Here is an 18,364-nt window from a genome sequence, read left to right on the forward strand (position 1 = left end):
AACAGGAAAGTTAAGCTCTACAGCGTCAATGGTACTGCATGGGTGACCGTGTGGGAGAGTAGAACGTTGCCAGGTAATAAGGATCTTTAGCTCAGTTGGTTAGAGCAACCGGCTCATAACCGGTCGGCCCGGGGTTCGAGTCCCTGAAGGTCCACCATTTTTGGGGGTATAGCTCAGTTGGGAGAGCACTTGCCTTGCACGCAAGGGGTCAAGGGTTCGAATCCCTTTACCTCCACCAAAAGCTACGATATAAATCGTAGCTTTTTTTGTTATATAAAACTTTAAATTTGTTGAAAATATACAGTAAATGTAGATAAATAGAAATGTATTTATATTTTAAAATGATATAAAATAGTGGTATTATTAATATGAATGCCTATTACAAAATATGTTAAAGATAAGGTGGTAATAATGTCAGTTTATAGAGTAAAACAATTTATATGGGCAGCAAAGTCACTATTACAGGATGTAGATACTACATATGTAAATAAATTTTTAAATAGCGATGAAAAAAAATTATTTAATAAATTAAAGAAGCCAGATAAACATCATTGCATAAGAGTTTGTAAAGATGCTATAGATATATCTAAAGAAAAGAATATGAATGTAAATAGAGTAGCTAAAGCAGCTCTTCTTCATGATATAGGCAAAAGTGAGTATAGTCTTAATTTATTTGAGAAATCAGCTGTTGTTATTCTTAATAAATTGACTAAAGGTAAGCTTAAAAAATATGACAGTTTTAAAGTTGTAGATGCATATTATAATCACGCTGAAAAAGGTGCAAACATATTAAAAAAATTAAATGTGTATGATAAGGAGTTTTTAGATACTATTAGATATCATCACAATAATAAAATCACTAATGAAAGTAAATTGCTACAAGTTATTAGAGAATGTGATAATAAGAATTAAGTAAATGGGGTGAAGTATGAAAGCTGATGAAAGAAGAAATAGTATTGTTGAATTGTTACATGGAGAAAAAGGTGCAATTAAAGGAACTATACTAGCAGAAAAATTTAATGTTACTAGACAAATAATTGTTAAAGATATTGCTATTTTAAGAGCTAAAGGAAATAATATTATAGCAACACCAGATGGCTATATGATAAATGAGGAAAAGGAAAATAGAATAAAATCAATAATAGCAGTAAATCATAGTGATAATGAAATGATAGATGAGCTTGAAATTGTAGTTAAATATGGTGGAATAATAGAAGATGTTATAGTTGAACATCCAATTTATGGAGAAATAAGAGGCACGATTATGATAAAAAACCTAAATGATTTAAATAAATTTAAGAGTGCACTTAATGAGGCAAAAGCAAAACCTTTATCAATATTAACTGATGGAGTACATCTTCACACTATTTCAGCTGATTCTTTAGAAAATATGGATTTGATAAAACAAGAATTAAAAGAAAAAGGTTTCATTTTATAAAATAGGGGTATTAAATTATGGATTATGATGTTTTAGTTTTAGGTGGCGGTATAATAGGTTGTGCTGTAGCTTATGAGTTATCTAAATATAATTTAAATATAGCTGTAATTGAAAAGGAATATGATATTGCAGATGATGTTTCTTTTGTAAATACATCAATAGTATATGATGGTTCAGAGACATCTAATAATGTTATGGCTGGACTTGAGTATATAGGAAATATATTATTAGAAGACTTATGCGAAAAATTTGATGTTCCATTTAAAAGGATAGGGGCTTTAAGAGTAGTAAATGATAATAATGGAGTAGTAAAGTTAGGAGAAATGTATGATAGGGCAATAAGAAGAGGTATAGATGGAGTATACTTAATAGAACCTGATGAAGTATATGAAATAGAGCCTAACATTAATATGGAAGTTAAGAAAGGTTTATATTCTCAGAATGTTGCGATAGTAGCGCCATATGATTTAGCTATTGCTTATGCTGAAGTTGCTTTTGATAATGGCGTAAACTTTAGATTAGAAGAAGAAGTTTTAACTATTCAAAATATAACTAAAGGATTCAGAGTTGTAACTAATAAGAATAAGTTTATGTGTAAAGTTGTAATAAACACAATAGCAAATGAGATTTATATAAATGAACAAGGTATAGTTGAAGAAAAAGAAAGTAATAATGATGTTAATGCATTTAAAAATATGAGTTATATTTTAATTGATGATAATTATGAAAATAAATTACAAAGAATAGTAACTAAAACTTTTGATAAGGATACGTTTGTAGTATCTACACCTATATTAAATGGTGGATCATTAATTGGAATAAAGAGTACAGAAAAAACTAGTTTAGATGATAATTTAGAGTATGCAGGAAATTTATTGAAAGAGTTAAATAAGGGTAATATAAATAATTTATTTAGAGAAAGCTATGATAAAGATTCTATAGTAGTAGATGACACTCAAGTTGATAAGGGATATATTAGTGTTATAGGTACTCACTATGGAAAGGTAACATTAGCACCAGCTATTGCGAAGATGTTATGTGATACACTTGGGCATAATTTAAATTGTACTTTAAATAAAAACTTCATAGATAAAAGAAGAGAATTCTATAGATTTAGAGAAATGAATAGAGAAGAAATAAATGAAGTTATACGATTAGATGATAGGTATGGAAAAATTGTTTGCATGTGCAATAATGTATCTGAAGGCGAGATAGTAGATTCCATTAGAAGACCATTAGGAGCAAGAACTGTTAAAGGTGTAAAGAGAAGAACTGGAGCTGGATTTGGTAATTGTCATGGTGCATATTGTAATGAAAAAATAATAAAAATATTATCTAGAGAGCTTGGTAAGAAAATAACTGATATAGTTGATGACTCTAAAAATTCTAATGTAATTTCAGGAAGAATAAAAGAATTTAAAAGTATTTAAAATTATATAGGAGGAGAGAATATATGAGTAAGAAAGATATTTTCACTTCAATAGTAAGAGTTAAAGGGAATGATAGATATAATGTTGTTCCAATAAAGAGTAGCAATGAAGTTGACAAAGAGTTATGGGTAGAAATGTCTAAAGTAGTAAGTAGAATATATGTAAGTACTCCTATTAAAAGAGGGAGTGTTGTATGTAAAAATATTTTAAATAGTGGTGTTGATATAATTTGTACAAGAGACTTAATTGACTAAAGTTTATAGTTTAATATGAGAGTAAATGTATTGACAAAATGTAGGAAATTGTAATATATTTAATAATATATTAATATAATGCTTAAACCGTTGAAAAGGCTAGTAATAAGATTATTGTTTTAAGAGAGTCAGTGGATTTGGTGTGAACTGATAACAATGTTTTATGAATCCACCTTGGAGGGACTGTGATGAGCAGTACGTGCTAAATACGTTAGTTTTATAAAGAGTGGATAATAAAGAGTATTTATTATCAATTAGGGTGGCAACACGGAGTTCTTCGTCCCTTTTTAGGGACGTGGACTCCTTTTTATTTAGAAAAATTTAGAAAAATACAATAAATATGTAGGAGGATATTATGTTAGATTTAAAATTTTTAAGAGAAAATCCTGAAATAGTTAAACAAAACATTAAAAACAAATTCCAAGATCAAAAATTGGAATTAGTTGATGAAGTAATTGCTTTAGATGTAGAAAGCAGAGCAACACAACAAGAGGCAGATTCTTTAAGATCAAATAGAAAAACTATTTCTAAGCAAATTGGTGTATTAATGGGTCAAGGCAAAAGAGATGAAGCTGAAGAATTAAAAGCAAAAGTTAATGAACAAGCAGCTCGTCTTGCAGAATTAGAAGTTAAAGAAAATGAACTTCAAGAAAAAATTAAAAATATAATGTTAGTTATACCTAATATTATCGATCCAACTGTTCCAATTGGAAAAGATGATAGCGAAAATGTTGAAGTAGAACGTTTTGGTGAGCCTGTAGTTCCATCATTTGAAATACCATATCATACAGAAATAATGGAAAAATTAAATGGTATTGATTTAGATGGTGCAAGAAAGGTTGCAGGTAATGGATTCTATTACTTAATGGGGAATATTGCAAGATTACAATCAGGAATACTTTCTTATGCTAGAGATTTCATGATTAATAAAGGATTTACTTACTGTATCCCACCTTTCATGATTCGTAGCGAAGTAGTTACTGGAGTTATGAGTTTTGCTGAAATGGAATCTATGATGTATAAAATTGAAGGTGAAGATTTATACTTAATCGGTACTAGTGAACACTCTATGATTGGTAAGTTCATTGATACTATATTAAAAGAAGAAACTCTTCCTCAAACATTAACAAGTTATTCACCATGTTTCAGAAAAGAAAAAGGTGCTCATGGTATAGAAGAAAGAGGCGTTTACAGAATACATCAATTTGAAAAGCAAGAAATGATAGTTGTTTGTAAACCAGAAGAAAGCAAAGAATGGTTTGAAAAATTATGGAAATATACTGTAGAATTATTCCGTTCTTTAGATGTTCCAGTAAGAACTTTAGAATGCTGTTCAGGTGATTTAGCAGATTTAAAGGTTAAATCTATTGATGTTGAAGCTTGGTCTCCAAGACAACAAAAATACTTTGAAGTAGGAAGCTGTTCTAACTTAGGAGATGCTCAAGCTAGAAGATTAAAAATACGTGTAAATGGAGAAAACGGCAGATATTTTGCACATACTTTAAACAATACAGTTGTTGCTCCACCAAGAATGTTAATTGCATTCTTAGAAAATAACTTAAACGAAGATGGTTCTATTAATATACCAGAGGCATTAAGACCATATATGGGTGGAATGGACGTTATAAGATAATATATAATTTATAAATTTAATAATTAATTTATTCTATAGATATACCTAAATTTTATAAAAATTTAGGTATATCTTATTTTTTTATGTTTTAAATTAATTATTAATCTAAAATTTCAGTAAAATATAGTATTAAATCCTTTAGTTAAGAAAATAAATTATCAAAGTAGGGTGAGAAATACAAGTAGTATTGACAAAAAATAGAAATATGGTAAATTTATTATGGGTGGTATTTTAATTAAACCGCACCAAGATATATTTGAATTTTAAAGATTAAAGAAATAGCTCATATCATAAGTTGAATGGGACTAAATAGTGTCACACTCTTTTAGGAGGTGATAATTATAAATTTTGGATTTATTGGAGCAGGAAAAGTCGGATTTTCCTTAGGAAAATATCTAAAAGAAAACAATATAGACGTAAGTGGGTATTATAGTAAGACAGGGCATTCAGCAAAAGAAGCTGCAGTTTTCACGAATACAAGACAATATGAAAAATTAGAAGATATAATAAATGATAGTGATGCTATATTCATTACTACACAAGATGGACAAATTAAAAGTGTGTGGAATGAAATAAAAAAGTTACCTATTAAAGAAAAAATAATTTGCCATTGTAGTGGCTCTATTTCTTCAGAAATCTTTTCAAATATAAATAATCATGGTGCTTATGGTTATTCTATTCATCCAATGTTCGCTATCTCGGACAAATATAATTCTTATAAAAATTTATCTCAAGCATTTATCACAATTGAAGGTCATGAAAAACATATAGAATATTTTAAACAGTTATTTAGCTATTTAGGAAATGATGTAGGCGTTATTAATAAAGAAAATAAAGCTTTGTATCATGCTGCATCTGTAACAGTAAGTAATTTAGTTTTAGGATTAATTAATAACGGTGTTAATTATCTCAAAGAATGTGGATTTTCAGATGAAATGGCTATAAAAGCATTATATCCATTAATAGAGTTTAATTTAAAGAATATCAAAGAAAAAGGAACAATAAATAGCTTAACTGGTCCTGTAGAAAGAGGAGATTTAGGAACAATAATTAATCATTTTAGTGTTTTGCGTGAAGAGGATAAAGAATTGTATAGATTATTATCAAAAAATATTTTGAAGATAGCAAAAGTTAAAAATAGTGATAAAAACTATAGAAATTTAGAGGAATATTTAGGAGAGTAGTTATGAAAAATACAGCAGTTACATTTAGACAAGCAAAGGAAAAAAAAGAAAAGTTAACAATGCTTACAGCATATGATTATTCAACAGCAAAATTAATTGATAATGCAGGTATTAACGGAATATTAGTAGGTGATTCTTTAGGTATGGTTTGCTTAGGATATGAAGATACTTTATCAGTTACTATGGAGGATATGATTCATCATACTAGGGCAGTTTCAAGAGGTGTAAAAAATACATTGGTGGTAGCAGATATGCCTTTTATGTCATATCAAGCTTCTATATATGATGCTGTAGTTAATGCAGGAAGATTAATTAAAGAAGGTAGAGCACATGTTGTTAAACTTGAAGGTGGTATTGAAGTGTGTGATAAGATAGAGGCTATAGTTAAAGCATCTATACCAGTTATGGCACATATAGGATTAACACCTCAATCGGTAAATGCATTTGGTGGATTTAAGGTTCAAGGTAAAGATGAGGAAGCTGCAAAAAATCTTATTGAAGCAGCTTTAGCAGTTGAAAAAGCAGGGGCTTTTGCAGTTGTATTAGAATGTGTTCCAGCTAAGCTTGCAGCAATAATAACTGAAAAATTATCTATACCTACAATAGGAATAGGTGCGGGAGCAGAATGTGATGGTCAAATTCTTGTTTATCAAGATATGTTAGGTATGTATAGTGATTTTACACCTAAGTTCGTTAAGAAATATGAAAATTTAGGTGAGAAAATGGATATAGCATTTAAGAAGTATATAGAGGAAGTTCGTGATGGGGTTTTTCCAGCAGAAGAGCATTCTTTTAAAATAAATGATGAAGTTATAGAAAAACTATATTAAGGGGTATAAAAATGAAAGTTTTAAATACTATTAATGAAGTGAGAAACTTAGTTAAAGAATGGAAAACTCAAGCGCTTAAAATAGGTTTTGTTCCTACTATGGGATATTTACATGAGGGGCATGAGAGTTTAATAAAAAGAGCTTCACAAGAAAATGATAGAGTTGTTGTAAGTATATTTGTTAATCCAATGCAATTTGGACCTAAAGAAGATTTATCAACTTATCCAAGAGATTTAGAAAGAGATAGTGTAGTTTGTGAAAGAGCTGGAGCAAATATTATATTCCATCCTACAAATGAAGAAATATATTTTGATGATTTTTCTAGTTTTGTTGATATGAATGGATTAACAAGTGGATTATGTGGGAAAAGTAGACCAACTCATTTTAGAGGCGTTTGTACTGTAGTAACTAAATTATTTAATATAGTTACTCCTGATAGAGCATATTTTGGAGAAAAAGATGCTCAACAGTTAGCTATTATAAAAAGATTGGTAAGAGATTTAAATATTGATGTTGAAGTAATAGGTTGTCCTATAGTCAGAGAAGAGGATGGACTTGCCAAAAGTTCAAGAAATACTTATCTATCAGAAGAGGAAAGAGATGCAGCGACAATTTTAAATAAAGCTTTAACTTTAGCTAAAAGTAAAATTCAAGATGGTGAAAGAAAAGCGGAAAATATTATAAAAATAATAGAGAATAAAATTGATGAAGAAAAGCTTGCCAAAATTGATTATATAGAGGTTGTAGATAGTTTTTCTATGGAAAATGTAAAAGAAATTAGTAAATCTGTATTAGTAGCAGTAGCAGTATTTATAGGAAAAACAAGATTAATAGATAACTTTACTTATGAGTTATAGTAAGAGGAGAAGCAATTAATGAAGATAAATATGTTAAAAGGTAAAATACACAGAGCAACTGTAGTACAAGCTGAATTAAATTATGTAGGAAGTATTACTGTTGATGAAGATTTATTAGATGCGGCAGGAATATATGAATACGAAAAAGTTCATATTGTAGATATAGATAATGGGGCAAGATTTGAAACATATACAATTGCAGGTGAAAGAGGCTCAGGAATGATTTGTTTAAATGGAGCAGCTGCAAGGTGTGTACAAGTTGGGGATAAAATTATATTAATGGCTTATTGTGATTTAGATGAAGAGGAAATTAAAGAACATAAGCCAAAGGTTGTTTTTGTTAATGAAGAAAATAAAGTTGATAGAATAACTAACTACGAAAAGCACGGAAAACTTTCAGATATGTAAAAATTAAAAAAGAGAGTTAAGAATTTTAAATTTCTTAACTCTTTAGTTTTAAAAATATTTAAGTTAATTTTAGAAAATGGTATTTTAAATTATTAATAGAAGAAGTGATTATTTAAGCAATCTATCTAGTAGTTTATTAAATGCAAATAAATTATTTAAAAAAATTTTAATAAAAGTGTTGACATAATATTTGTCCATTGATATAATAACAATTGTTCCGAGGAGAGATGGTCGAGTTGGTTTAAGGCACCGGTCTTGAAAACCGGCGTGCGTGTGAGCGTACCGTGGGTTCGAATCCCACTCTCTCCGCCAAAACCTCTAGCAAATTGCTAGAGGTTTTTTTGTATATAATTTTTTATATTTATTGGTAAAATAGTATTGTTATATTAATTTTAAATTTGGGGTATAGAATATGAATAAATTAAATGAAATAATGGAATATAATAAAAGGTTTGTTGAAAATAAAGAATATGAAAAATACGAAGTAACAAAATATCCAGATAAAAAGATAGTAATATTATCTTGTATGGATACAAGACTAACAGAATTATTGCCAAAAGCACTTAATTTAAAAAATGGAGACGCAAAAATTATAAAAAATGCAGGGGCAACCATAATGCATCCATTTGGAAGTATTATTAGAAGTATTATAGTGGCAATTTATGAATTTGATACTGATGAAGTATTAGTGATTGGACACAAAGGATGTGGTATGAGTAATATAAATGGAGAGGAAACCATTAAGAAAATAATTAATAGAGGAATTAAAGAGGATGTAATAGAAACATTAAATAACTCAGGAATAGATATAAAAAAATGGTTACATGGATTTGATTCTGTAGAGGAATCGGTGAAAGAAAGCGTTGAGTTAATAAAGAAGCATCCATTAATTAATAAAGATATAAAAGTACATGGATTAATAATGGATCCATCTACTGGAAAATTAGAAATTATAGTGAATGGGTACTAGTAAATAAAAAAATATAAAAAAAATTTAAAAAATATGTTGACATAAATAATAACCGTTGATATAATAATTCTTGTAACGAGGAGAGATGGTCGAGTTGGTTTAAGGCACCGGTCTTGAAAACCGGCGTGCGTGTGAGCGTACCGTGGGTTCGAATCCCACTCTCTCCGCCAATTACACGGAGAATTACTCAAGTGGCTAAAGAGGCTCCCCTGCTAAGGGAGTAGGCTGGATAAAACCGGTGCGAGAGTTCGAATCTCTTGTTCTCCGCCAAAAGCATCTAACTTATGTTAGATGCTTTTTTGTTTATAATATTTATTAAAGTTAAATTCCAAATTTTCCATAATAAATAATTGTAAACGTACAATTAAAATGATATACTTTTATTTGTTATTAGAGTACAAGCTTGAGGGAGGGTTTATAATGGAAAAAAAATATGTAGTTGGTGTAGATTTAGGTGGAACTAAAATTTATACTGCATTAGTAGATTTAGAGGGAAATATAATAAAAGAAAAAACAGTACCAACATTAGTTAATGAAGGTGAAGAAGCTGTATTAGGAAGAATTCTAGACACTATTAATTACGTTATAGATGGAACAGATAAAAATTTAATTAAATCAATTGGAATCGGTTCCCCTGGACCTTTAGATGTTAAAAATGGAATAATTATAGAAAATTCAAATTTACCATTTAAAAATTTTGCAATAGTTAAAACTATAAGAGAAAAATTTGAATTACCAACACACTTAGATAATGATGCAAATGTAGCGACTTTAGGTGAGTTTATGTTTGGTGCAGGAAAAGGAACTGAAAATATGGTATTTATTACAGCTAGTACTGGAATAGGTGCTGGAGCTGTATTAAATGGTAGATTATTTAGAGGTGCTACAGGAAATGCATTAGAGGTTGGACATATGACTGTATCAACAGAAGGTCCTAGATGTGGTTGTGGTAATATAGGATGTGCAGAAGCGTTTGGTTCAGGAACAGCTATTGGGAAAAGAGCAAAGGAAGCTGTAGCAACAAACGTAAAAACTTCATTAAAGAATTATGAAGATGTAACAGCTAAGGAAGTATTTATTGAAGCTGCAAATGGTGATAAAGTAGCTAAAGATATATTAAACTATTCATTAAATTACCTTGGAATAGCTGTAGCTAACACTATAACAAACTTTGATCCAGAAAAAGTTGTTATTGGTGGTGGAGTAGTTAATGGTGGAGAAATAGTACTTGAAACTATAAAAAATGTAGTTGAAGAAAGATGCTTAAATGCATTTGTAGAAAGCTGTTCAATTGAAAAAGCCGTATTAGGTGGAAAAGCAGGAGTATTAGGTGCTGCCGCTTTAGCCATAACTGAAAGATAAAATATAATATAGGAATTTAATAAATATAAAACAGTATATATGAGTGAAACTCATATATACTGTTTTTCTATATAAAATTTATTTTTATATAATGCAATAATATTATTATAATAAAGCACTAAAAAATAAAGAGCGATTATATATACGTAATAGTTAGAAAAATCTTCAAAATGATAGTATCATTAATATGAGGAGGGTTTAGAATGATTTATGGGGATAAAATATATTTAAGAGAATTAATAAAAGAAGATATTGATGTAGTATATAACTTATGTTCAGATGGTGATGTATTAAAGTATAATGGTGGAAAAAGTGGAATAGTATCAAAAGAATATATTAAAGACCATCTTAAATATTTTAATATTTCCTCAAAAAAGAATTATGTAATTATAAATAAAGAAGGAAATGTAGTAGGAATAATAGCATATTCTCAAGATAAGTATGCAGAAGGAGTATATTCCATAGGTATAACTATAGGTAAAAAGTATTGGAATAGGGGATATGGAAAAGATTCAATAAATACACTTCTAAAATACTTATTTTTTAAAAAAAGAGCCCACAAGATTGAATTAGAAGTTGTAAAGGAAAATATCCAGGCCATAAAGTGTTATAAAAAATTTGGATTTATTGAAGAAGGAATAAGAAGAAAAAAGTACTATTATAAAGATACTTATTTAGATACAGTTTTAATGGGATTACTTAAAGAAGAATTTAAAGCTTAAGGAGTTTTTTATGGGAATTAGATTTATATTCGGAAGAGCAGGGGATGGAAAAAGCCATTATTGCTTAGAGCAAATAAATAAAAAATTAAATAATCAAGATAAGAATAAACTTATACTTTTAGTTCCGGATCAATATACTTTTCAAACTGAAAAGAAGTTATTAGAAGCTATAGGGGAAAAAGCATTGCTTAGAGCAGAGGTTTTAAGTTTTAAAAGAATGGCAACTAGAGTTTTCGATAGTTGTGGTGGAAGAGCTATTAATGTTATAGAAGATTCAGGAAAAAATATGCTTATTTATAAATTATTAAAGGATAAGGGAGAAGAATTACAATACTTTAGTAAGATAAGCAAAAAGCAAGGTTTTGTAGGAACAGTTTCTAAATCAATAACAGAATTTAAAAAATATAATATTTCCGAGGAAATATTAAGGGAAAAAGAATTACAAATAGATAAAGATGAATTAAAGGAAAAAATAAGTGATTTATTAAATATATATGAAAGCTTTAATGGGGCTTTACATAAAGAATATATAGATTCAGAAGATATATTAACGATATTAGCAAATAAATTAAGAGAATGTACATTATATAATGGTGCAGAAGTTTGGGTTGATGAATTTACTACTTTTACCCCTCAACAAATAGAGGTATTAAAGGTATTAGCAAAGCAATGTAAAAATATAAATATTACATTATGTAGCGATGGAGAAGATTCATCTAAAGGTGGAGAAGCTGATATATTCAGTGTAATAACTAGCACTGAAAATAAAATTATAAAGATGATGCAGGAGAACAATATAAGTTATAAGGAACCTGTATATTTAAATAATAAGAATATATATAGATTTAAGGAAAGCAATGAGCTAGAGCACCTAGAAAAATACTTTTTTAATTATCCATTTAAAATATATAAGGGAAAAAATAAAGATGTAAGGTTATATAAGGCTAATAATAATTACAACGAAATAGAGTGGGTTGCTCAAGATATATTAAGACTTGTTAGAGATAAGGGATATAGATATAAAGATATTGCTGTAGTGTGCAGAGAAATTGATAGTTACGATAAAATAACTTCAGTAATATTTAATGAATATAATATTCCATATTTCTTAGATAAAAAAAGAGATATATTAAGTAATCCTTTAGTAGTTTTAATAATATCAGCATTAGAAATATTAATAAGTAATTGGTCCTATGAAAGTGTATTTAAATATGTAAAAAGTGGACTTATAACATTAGAATCACAGTTTATAGATAAACTAGAGAATTATATTTTAGCTAATGGAATTAAAGGATATAAATGGACTAAAAACTTATTAGAAGAAGATGAGAGAGAGTTTACTCAAGAGGAAATTGAAATAGCTGAATATATGGAGGAAATAAGAAGGCCAATAATTAAGCTATATAATAAAATAAAAGGAAATACAACTGTAATAAAATACTGTACGGCCTTATATGAGTTTTTATTAGAAATAAATGCTTTTGAAACTATGGATTCTTGGCTTGAGGAATTTAATAGATTAGGAATGCAGGATAAAATAAAGGAATATACACAAGTACCTAGTATAGTAATGGATATGCTAGATCAAGCCGTGAAGGTTTTAGGTGATGAGGAAGTTGATTTAAAGACCTTTTCTAAGCTTTTAGTATCAGGCTTTGAAGAAAAAGAAATAGGTGTTATTCCTATGTCTTTAGATCAGGTGAACATCGGCGATATAGCAAGGATAAAAGGCAGAGATGTAAAAGCGTTATATGTAGTGGGAGCTAATGATGGTGTGTTACCTTCAGCTAATAAGGATGAAGGGATACTATCAGATGAAGATAGAATAGAGCTTAAAAATTTAGGAATCGAATTAGCCTCTGATACAAGAAGTAGAATATTTGAAGAACAGTTTATGGTTTATACAGCACTAACTATACCTTCAAATTATTTAATGATAACTTATCCTATGGCAGACTTTGAAGGAAAATCCTTAAGACCATCAATAATTATACCTAGACTTAAAAAGATATTACCTAATATGCAAGAAGAAAGTGAAATATATTATAATCACATAAAAGAGTGTGATTTATATTATGATAAATATCATAATATTACAGCACCGATTCCAACCTTTAATGAACTTATAGAAGCATTAAGAAGAAAATATGAAAAGGAAGAAATAGAAGAGCATTGGAAAGAAGCTTTTAAGTGGTTTGAAGAAAGTGAAGAATTTAAAGATAGAACTAATGTTGTATTTAATGGATTAAATTATACAAATTTAGTTGAGAGAATTCCAAGAGAAAAAATAAAAGAGCTTTATAGTAATGAAAATGGAAGACTTATGTTTAGTGTTTCTAGAATTGAAAAGTATGCACAATGTCCTTTCGGATATTATGTTCAATATGGATTAAAGGCTAAAGATAGAAAAGTGTATGAGTTTTCAGCACCAGATTTAGGATCTTTTATGCACGAGATATTAGATCAATTTACAAATAAAATAAAAAAGGAAAATATTCATTGGAGTGAATTAACTAAATATAGATGCAGTGAAATCGTAAATGAGTTAGTTAATAATAAACTTAGAAATGAAACAAATTCTATATTAAATAGTAATAAAAAATATCAATACTTCTCAGAAAGATTTAAGAAAACTATAACAAAATCAGTTACTGTAATATCAGAGCAAATGAGAAGAGGAGAATTTGATGTATTTAAAAATGAATTTGATTTTGGTGATTTTAAGGATTCTGATCCAATAAAATTAGAATTACCATCCAATGAAACAGTTTATTTAAAAGGTAGAGTAGATAGAATCGATAAAGTAGAATTAGATGGAGAAACGTATATAAGAATAGTTGATTATAAGTCGGGTTCAAAAAGCTTTGATTTAAATGAGTTATATTATGGACTTCAAATTCAATTATTAGTTTATTTAGATGCAATACTTAAAAGTTCAGATAAAATTTTAAAGACAGAGTGTATGCCAGGAGCAATTTTATACTTTAAAATTGATAATCCAATAATTCAATCGAAGAAAGCACTAAGTGAAGAAGAAATTCAGACAGAAGTTTTAAAGAAACTTAAAATGGATGGATTATTGTTAAAGGATGCTAAAGTAGTTAAGGCTATGGATAATGAAATGGAAACTTATTCACTTATAGTACCAGCAGCTTTTAAAAAGGATGGAGATTTTACAAGCACTAGTGCTGTTGTGACTAAAGAACAGTTTGATATATTAAGAAAATATGTTAATGATAAAATGATAGAAATTTGTGAAGAAATGCTTAGCGGAGATATTAAAATAGAGCCATGTAAATCTTCAAAAGTAACTTACTGTGATTATTGTGATTACTCATCAATATGCCAATTTGATACATCCTTAAAAGATAATAAATATAAAATTATTCTAAAAAAGAAAAAAGACGATTTATGGAAGTCTATGGTTGATAAAGTAAAAGAGGAGGAAGGAGAGTAAAATGGGAGAGACAAAATGGACTAATGAACAAGCACAAGCAATAAAAACTAGAAATTGTAATTTACTTGTTGCTGCCGCTGCAGGATCAGGTAAAACTGCAGTACTAGTAGAAAGAATAATAAAAATAATAACTAATGAAGAAAACCCTGTAGATATAGATAAACTCTTAGTTGTAACTTTTACTAGTGCAGCAGCTGCAGAAATGAGAGAAAGAATAGCAGCAGCTATATCTAAAGAACTAGAAAAAAGCCCAAACTCTAAAAATCTTCAAAGGCAGCTTACTTTATTAAGTAGAGCGAATATTACTACTATGCATTCTTTTTGTTTAGAGGTAATTAAAAATTATTTTTATACTATAGACTTAGATCCAAGTTTTAGAATTGGTGATGAAACTGAAGCTACTTTAATGAAAAATGAAATAATTGAAGAGTTATTTGATGAATATTACGAAGAGGAAAATGAAGATTTCAAGGATTTACTAGAAGCGTATAGCGGTTCTAAAGATGATGAAAAATTAAAAGAAATGATACTTTCGCTTCATAGGTTTTCTATGAGTGGACCATGGCCAGAAAAATGGTTAATTGAAAAGGCAGAAGCTTTTAATATTAATACACTTGAAGAATTAGATAAAACAGAGTGGGTTAAGGTATTAAAAGATAGTTTAAGAGTAGAAATTAGAGGCTTTTTAAATATGTATAAAAAAGCCCTTGAAATAATTGAATATACAGATGGTTTAAGTCCTTATTTAGAAGCTTTTAATAGTGATTATGGTTATTTATATAATGCATATGAGAGTTTAAATGAAGATTTAACTAGTGTTTATAATGCACTAAATGCTATAACTTTTATTACGCTAAAGCGTCTTAAAAAAAGTGAGGTTTTAGATGAAAATGCCCAAGAAACAGTTAAAGCTATAAGAGAGGGTGTAAAGAAAAAGGTAAAATCTTTAATTGAAAGTAGTTTTGAATTTACACCAGGAGAAGCTTTAGATGGAATAAAAGAAGTTTATCCTTTTATGAAAACTTTAGCTAATATAACAGTAGAATTTGCAAAAAGGTTTGATGAAAAGAAGAGAGAAAAAAATATCTTAGATTTTAATGATTTAGAGCATTTGTGTTTAAAGATATTAATAGATAGAGATGAAGAAAACAATATAATTCCTTCAAATGTTGCAGAGCATTTTAGAAATTATTTTGATGAAGTATTAGTAGATGAATATCAGGATTCTAATGATGTACAAGAAACTATAATAAACTTAGTTTCAAGAAGACTTGGTGACAATCCTAATGTATTTATGGTTGGAGATATGAAGCAAAGTATTTATAGATTTAGGCAGGCAAAACCAAAATTATTTAAGGATAAGTATGATAGCTATTCTGAAGAGGATGAAAGTAAAGATAGAAAGATTTTATTATATAAAAACTTTAGAAGTAGACAGGAAGTTATTGATGGAGCTAACTATATATTTAAGATGATTATGTCAGAGGTTGTAGGTGAGCTTGAATATACAGATAAAGAAGCATTGAATCTTGGAGCAAGTTTTGAAATACCAAAAGATGAAAAACAAGTGGTTGGTGGTGAAATAGAACTTCATATAATAGATAAATCAGGTTTAGTAAAAGAAGAAAATAATGATTTTAATGAAGATGATAGTGAGCAAGCTAAAGAAGACGAAGAGGATATTGATGGAATAACTCTTGAAGCTAAAGTTGTTGCAAAAAGAATTAAGGAGTTGTTTGAAGAAAGGGATGGCAAAAAATTTCAAGTATTTGATAAAGATACTAAAGAGTATAGGGATGTTAAGTTTAAGGATATAGTAATTCTTTTAAGAGCAACTAAAAATTGGGCTGAAATATTCTTAGACGAACTAGGTTCAGAAGGAATACCTGTATATGCAGACACAGGTAGTGGATATTTTGAATCCATTGAAATTAGAACTATAATGTCATTACTTAAAGTTATAGATAACCCACTTCAAGATGTACCAATGATAGCAACTTTAAGATCTCCAATAGTAGGATTTTCTGCAGAAGAATTAAGTGATTTAAGATTATTAAATAAGGACTTATATTTTTATGAAGTAATTAAATGTGTTTATGATAATGAATTTGAGGTTAGTGATGAGTTAAGGTTTAAATGTGTTAATTTTATAGATAACTTATCAAAATGGAGGGATAGAGCAATCTATACTCCAATAGATGAATTTATATGGTATTTATATATGGATACAGGATTTTATGGATATGTTGGAGCAATGCCTAATGGTAAGCTAAGGCAAGCAAATTTAAAAATATTGTTCCAGAGGGCAAAGCAATATGAAAGCACTAGCTTTAAAGGATTATTTAATTTTATAAACTTTATAAATAAATTAAGAAAATCATCTGGTGATATGGGAAGTGCAAAGGTATTAGGAGAAAATGAAGATGTAGTTAGAATTATGAGTATTCATAAGAGTAAAGGGCTTGAATTTCCTATAGTTTTTACTAGTGGTACTGGAAAGCAGTTTAATTTAATGGATTTAACAAATTCAATACTATATCACGAAGAATTAGGATTTGGACCTAATTATGTTAACCTAGAAACTAGAAATTCATATTCAACATTACCTAAGGAAGCTATAAAGAAAAAAATAAGGTTAGAAACTTTATCTGAAGAAATGAGAATTCTTTATGTTGCATTTACTAGAGCTAAAGAAAAACTAATAATAACTGGTGCAAGTAGCAATTTAGAAAAGGATATAAAAAAATGGGTGTCAGCAGCTTCTTTAGATGAAAACATAGTATTACCTTCTGAAGTGTTAAAGGGTAAATCATATTTAGATTGGATTGCAATGGCTATGTGTAAACATAGAGATGGAGAAAAGCTTAGAGAGATTGTGGATAATTATCAGGGAACGAATAAAGATGAGTTATCCACATGGGGTATTAAATTCTGGACAAAAGATTTATTAACAGTGGATAAAATTTTAGAGGCTGTGGATAAAAATGAAGAAGAGGATCTGTTTAAAAACTCTAAAGATATTGTTGTAGGTAAAGAAATAAAAAGAAGGTTAGATTATAAGTATAAATTTATAGAAGGTGCTATGTTACCAAGTAATATTTCAGTTTCTGACTTAAAGAAAAAAGATTTTACTTATGGTGATGATATACCGGGGATAGTAGAAGTTTTTAAAGAAAAAGAAATTATAAAACCTAGATTTTTAAAAGAGGAAAAAGGATTAAGTGCCGCCGAAAGAGGAACAATAATGCATTATGTTATGCAAAGAATAAATTATGATAGAGTTAATTCTATTAATGAAATTAAAAATCAAATTGAAGAGATGGTTTTAGATAATTCATTAACTGAAAAAGAGGCTAATTCTATATGGCATAAGCAAATTTTAAATTTCTTTAGAAGTGATTTAGGAAAAAGATTATTAAAAGCATATAAAGAAGGTAGAATGGTTAGTAGAGAATTACCTTTCTTTACTGAATTAAGTAGTACAGAATATGATAAAAGTTTAGATGAAAAAATTTATAAGAATGAAAAGATTAGGCTGCAAGGTATCATTGATTGTTTCTTTGAAGAAGAGGATGGAATTGTACTTTTAGATTATAAAACTGATTATGTTGAGGAAGGTCAAGAAGAGAAGATAATCGAAAGATATAAATCTCAACTAAAATACTATAAAGATGCTTTAGAAAAAATAACAGGTAAAGTTGTAAAGGAAACATATCTTTACTTATTTAAACTAGATAAAGAAGTTTCAATATAATTTAAAATATATTTTAAAAGCCGGCTTTGCCGGCTTTATTTATTATTAATTTTATTAAATTAGGA

At 28.4% G+C, this 18,364-nt stretch carries 13 protein-coding genes, 5 tRNA genes, 1 rRNA gene, 1 pseudogene and 1 other annotated feature; all 20 genes and pseudogenes read left to right on the plus strand.

All coding sequences use genetic code 11. The features are described 5' to 3' along the window. Window positions 1–75, plus strand: a 5S ribosomal RNA gene (gene rrf, locus LPC13_RS17250); the annotation flags it as partial. 5 nt (window positions 76–80) lie between these two features. Further along, window positions 81–157, plus strand: a tRNA-Ile gene (locus tag LPC13_RS05795). A 5-nt stretch (window positions 158–162) separates the two neighbouring features. Then, a tRNA-Ala gene (locus tag LPC13_RS05800) sits at window positions 163–238 on the plus strand. A 173-nt stretch (window positions 239–411) separates the two neighbouring features. After that, on the plus strand, window positions 412–912 hold the full coding sequence (locus tag LPC13_RS05805; protein WP_040418583.1) for an HD domain-containing protein: 501 nt from the start codon (window positions 412–414) through the stop codon (window positions 910–912). A 16-nt stretch (window positions 913–928) separates the two neighbouring features. After that, window positions 929–1,438 (plus strand): transcription repressor NadR, encoded by a 510-nt coding sequence (locus LPC13_RS05810; protein ID WP_005210590.1) that lies wholly within the window; start codon window positions 929–931, stop codon window positions 1,436–1,438. A 17-nt stretch (window positions 1,439–1,455) separates the two neighbouring features. Further along, entirely contained in the window at window positions 1,456–2,868 is a 1,413-nt protein-coding gene (locus LPC13_RS05815) for an NAD(P)/FAD-dependent oxidoreductase (protein ID WP_195245176.1), read from the plus strand. A gap of 14 nt (window positions 2,869–2,882) precedes the next feature. Then, window positions 2,883–3,122 (plus strand): annotated as a pseudogene (locus LPC13_RS05820) (DUF1667 domain-containing protein); the annotation flags it as partial. Between the two features lie 81 nt (window positions 3,123–3,203). After that, window positions 3,204–3,410: a binding site (T-box leader), on the plus strand. 67 nt (window positions 3,411–3,477) lie between these two features. After that, a complete protein-coding gene (gene serS, locus LPC13_RS05825) occupies window positions 3,478–4,755 on the plus strand; it encodes a serine--tRNA ligase (RefSeq protein WP_005210597.1) in 1,278 nt (425 codons plus the stop codon). Window positions 4,756–5,087: 332 nt separating this feature from the next. Beyond that, window positions 5,088–5,939 carry a Rossmann-like and DUF2520 domain-containing protein gene (locus LPC13_RS05830; RefSeq protein ID WP_005210599.1) on the plus strand — a complete coding sequence of 284 codons (852 nt, stop codon included), beginning with the start codon at window positions 5,088–5,090 and terminating at the stop codon, window positions 5,937–5,939. A 2-nt stretch (window positions 5,940–5,941) separates the two neighbouring features. Beyond that, entirely contained in the window at window positions 5,942–6,769 is an 828-nt protein-coding gene (panB, locus tag LPC13_RS05835; RefSeq protein ID WP_005210600.1) for a 3-methyl-2-oxobutanoate hydroxymethyltransferase, read from the plus strand. Between the two features lie 11 nt (window positions 6,770–6,780). After that, on the plus strand, window positions 6,781–7,626 hold the full coding sequence (panC, locus tag LPC13_RS05840) for a pantoate--beta-alanine ligase (RefSeq protein WP_234088686.1): 846 nt from the start codon (window positions 6,781–6,783) through the stop codon (window positions 7,624–7,626). 18 nt (window positions 7,627–7,644) lie between these two features. Then, window positions 7,645–8,034 carry an aspartate 1-decarboxylase gene (gene panD / locus LPC13_RS05845; RefSeq protein WP_005210607.1) on the plus strand — a complete coding sequence of 130 codons (390 nt, stop codon included), beginning with the start codon at window positions 7,645–7,647 and terminating at the stop codon, window positions 8,032–8,034. 221 nt (window positions 8,035–8,255) lie between these two features. Further along, window positions 8,256–8,346, plus strand: a tRNA-Ser gene (locus tag LPC13_RS05850). A gap of 100 nt (window positions 8,347–8,446) precedes the next feature. Beyond that, window positions 8,447–9,004, plus strand: coding sequence for a beta-class carbonic anhydrase (locus tag LPC13_RS05855; protein ID WP_005214703.1), 558 nt, complete (start codon window positions 8,447–8,449; stop codon window positions 9,002–9,004). A 79-nt stretch (window positions 9,005–9,083) separates the two neighbouring features. Continuing rightward, window positions 9,084–9,174 (plus strand) — tRNA-Ser (locus LPC13_RS05860). A 7-nt stretch (window positions 9,175–9,181) separates the two neighbouring features. Then, window positions 9,182–9,274, plus strand: a tRNA-Ser gene (locus tag LPC13_RS05865). A 150-nt stretch (window positions 9,275–9,424) separates the two neighbouring features. Further along, window positions 9,425–10,366, plus strand: coding sequence for an ROK family protein (locus LPC13_RS05870; protein ID WP_040418914.1), 942 nt, complete (start codon window positions 9,425–9,427; stop codon window positions 10,364–10,366). A gap of 203 nt (window positions 10,367–10,569) precedes the next feature. Then, window positions 10,570–11,088, plus strand: coding sequence for a GNAT family N-acetyltransferase (locus LPC13_RS05875; RefSeq protein ID WP_005211877.1), 519 nt, complete (start codon window positions 10,570–10,572; stop codon window positions 11,086–11,088). Between the two features lie 10 nt (window positions 11,089–11,098). Continuing rightward, window positions 11,099–14,545 carry a helicase-exonuclease AddAB subunit AddB gene (gene addB / locus LPC13_RS05880; RefSeq protein ID WP_234088687.1) on the plus strand — a complete coding sequence of 1,149 codons (3,447 nt, stop codon included), beginning with the start codon at window positions 11,099–11,101 and terminating at the stop codon, window positions 14,543–14,545. Window position 14,546: 1 nt separating this feature from the next. After that, window positions 14,547–18,299: a helicase-exonuclease AddAB subunit AddA gene (gene addA, locus LPC13_RS05885; protein ID WP_234088688.1), complete on the plus strand. Its 3,753-nt coding sequence runs from the start codon at window positions 14,547–14,549 to the stop codon at window positions 18,297–18,299. Window positions 18,300–18,364: the final 65 nt, after the last annotated feature.

The organism is Clostridium celatum (genome assembly GCF_021412605.1).
Classification (GTDB): Bacteria; Bacillota; Clostridia; order Clostridiales; family Clostridiaceae; genus Clostridium; species Clostridium celatum.

Bases quoted from the DNA above. Each gene is read 5' to 3' on its own strand.
- panB (WP_005210600.1), top strand. From the start codon at position 5,942: ATGAAAAATACAGCAGTTACATTTAGACAAGCAAAGGAAAAAAAAGAA.
- panD (WP_005210607.1), top strand. From the start codon at position 7,645: ATGAAGATAAATATGTTAAAAGGTAAAATACACAGAGCAACTGTAGTA.
- LPC13_RS05875 (WP_005211877.1), top strand. From the start codon at position 10,570: ATGATTTATGGGGATAAAATATATTTAAGAGAATTAATAAAAGAAGAT.
- LPC13_RS05815 (WP_195245176.1), top strand. From the start codon at position 1,456: ATGGATTATGATGTTTTAGTTTTAGGTGGCGGTATAATAGGTTGTGCT.
- addA (WP_234088688.1), top strand. From the start codon at position 14,547: ATGGGAGAGACAAAATGGACTAATGAACAAGCACAAGCAATAAAAACT.
- LPC13_RS05855 (WP_005214703.1), top strand. From the start codon at position 8,447: ATGAATAAATTAAATGAAATAATGGAATATAATAAAAGGTTTGTTGAA.
- LPC13_RS05870 (WP_040418914.1), top strand. From the start codon at position 9,425: ATGGAAAAAAAATATGTAGTTGGTGTAGATTTAGGTGGAACTAAAATT.
- LPC13_RS05810 (WP_005210590.1), top strand. From the start codon at position 929: ATGAAAGCTGATGAAAGAAGAAATAGTATTGTTGAATTGTTACATGGA.
- serS (WP_005210597.1), top strand. From the start codon at position 3,478: ATGTTAGATTTAAAATTTTTAAGAGAAAATCCTGAAATAGTTAAACAA.
- panC (WP_234088686.1), top strand. From the start codon at position 6,781: ATGAAAGTTTTAAATACTATTAATGAAGTGAGAAACTTAGTTAAAGAA.
- LPC13_RS05805 (WP_040418583.1), top strand. From the start codon at position 412: ATGTCAGTTTATAGAGTAAAACAATTTATATGGGCAGCAAAGTCACTA.
- addB (WP_234088687.1), top strand. From the start codon at position 11,099: ATGGGAATTAGATTTATATTCGGAAGAGCAGGGGATGGAAAAAGCCAT.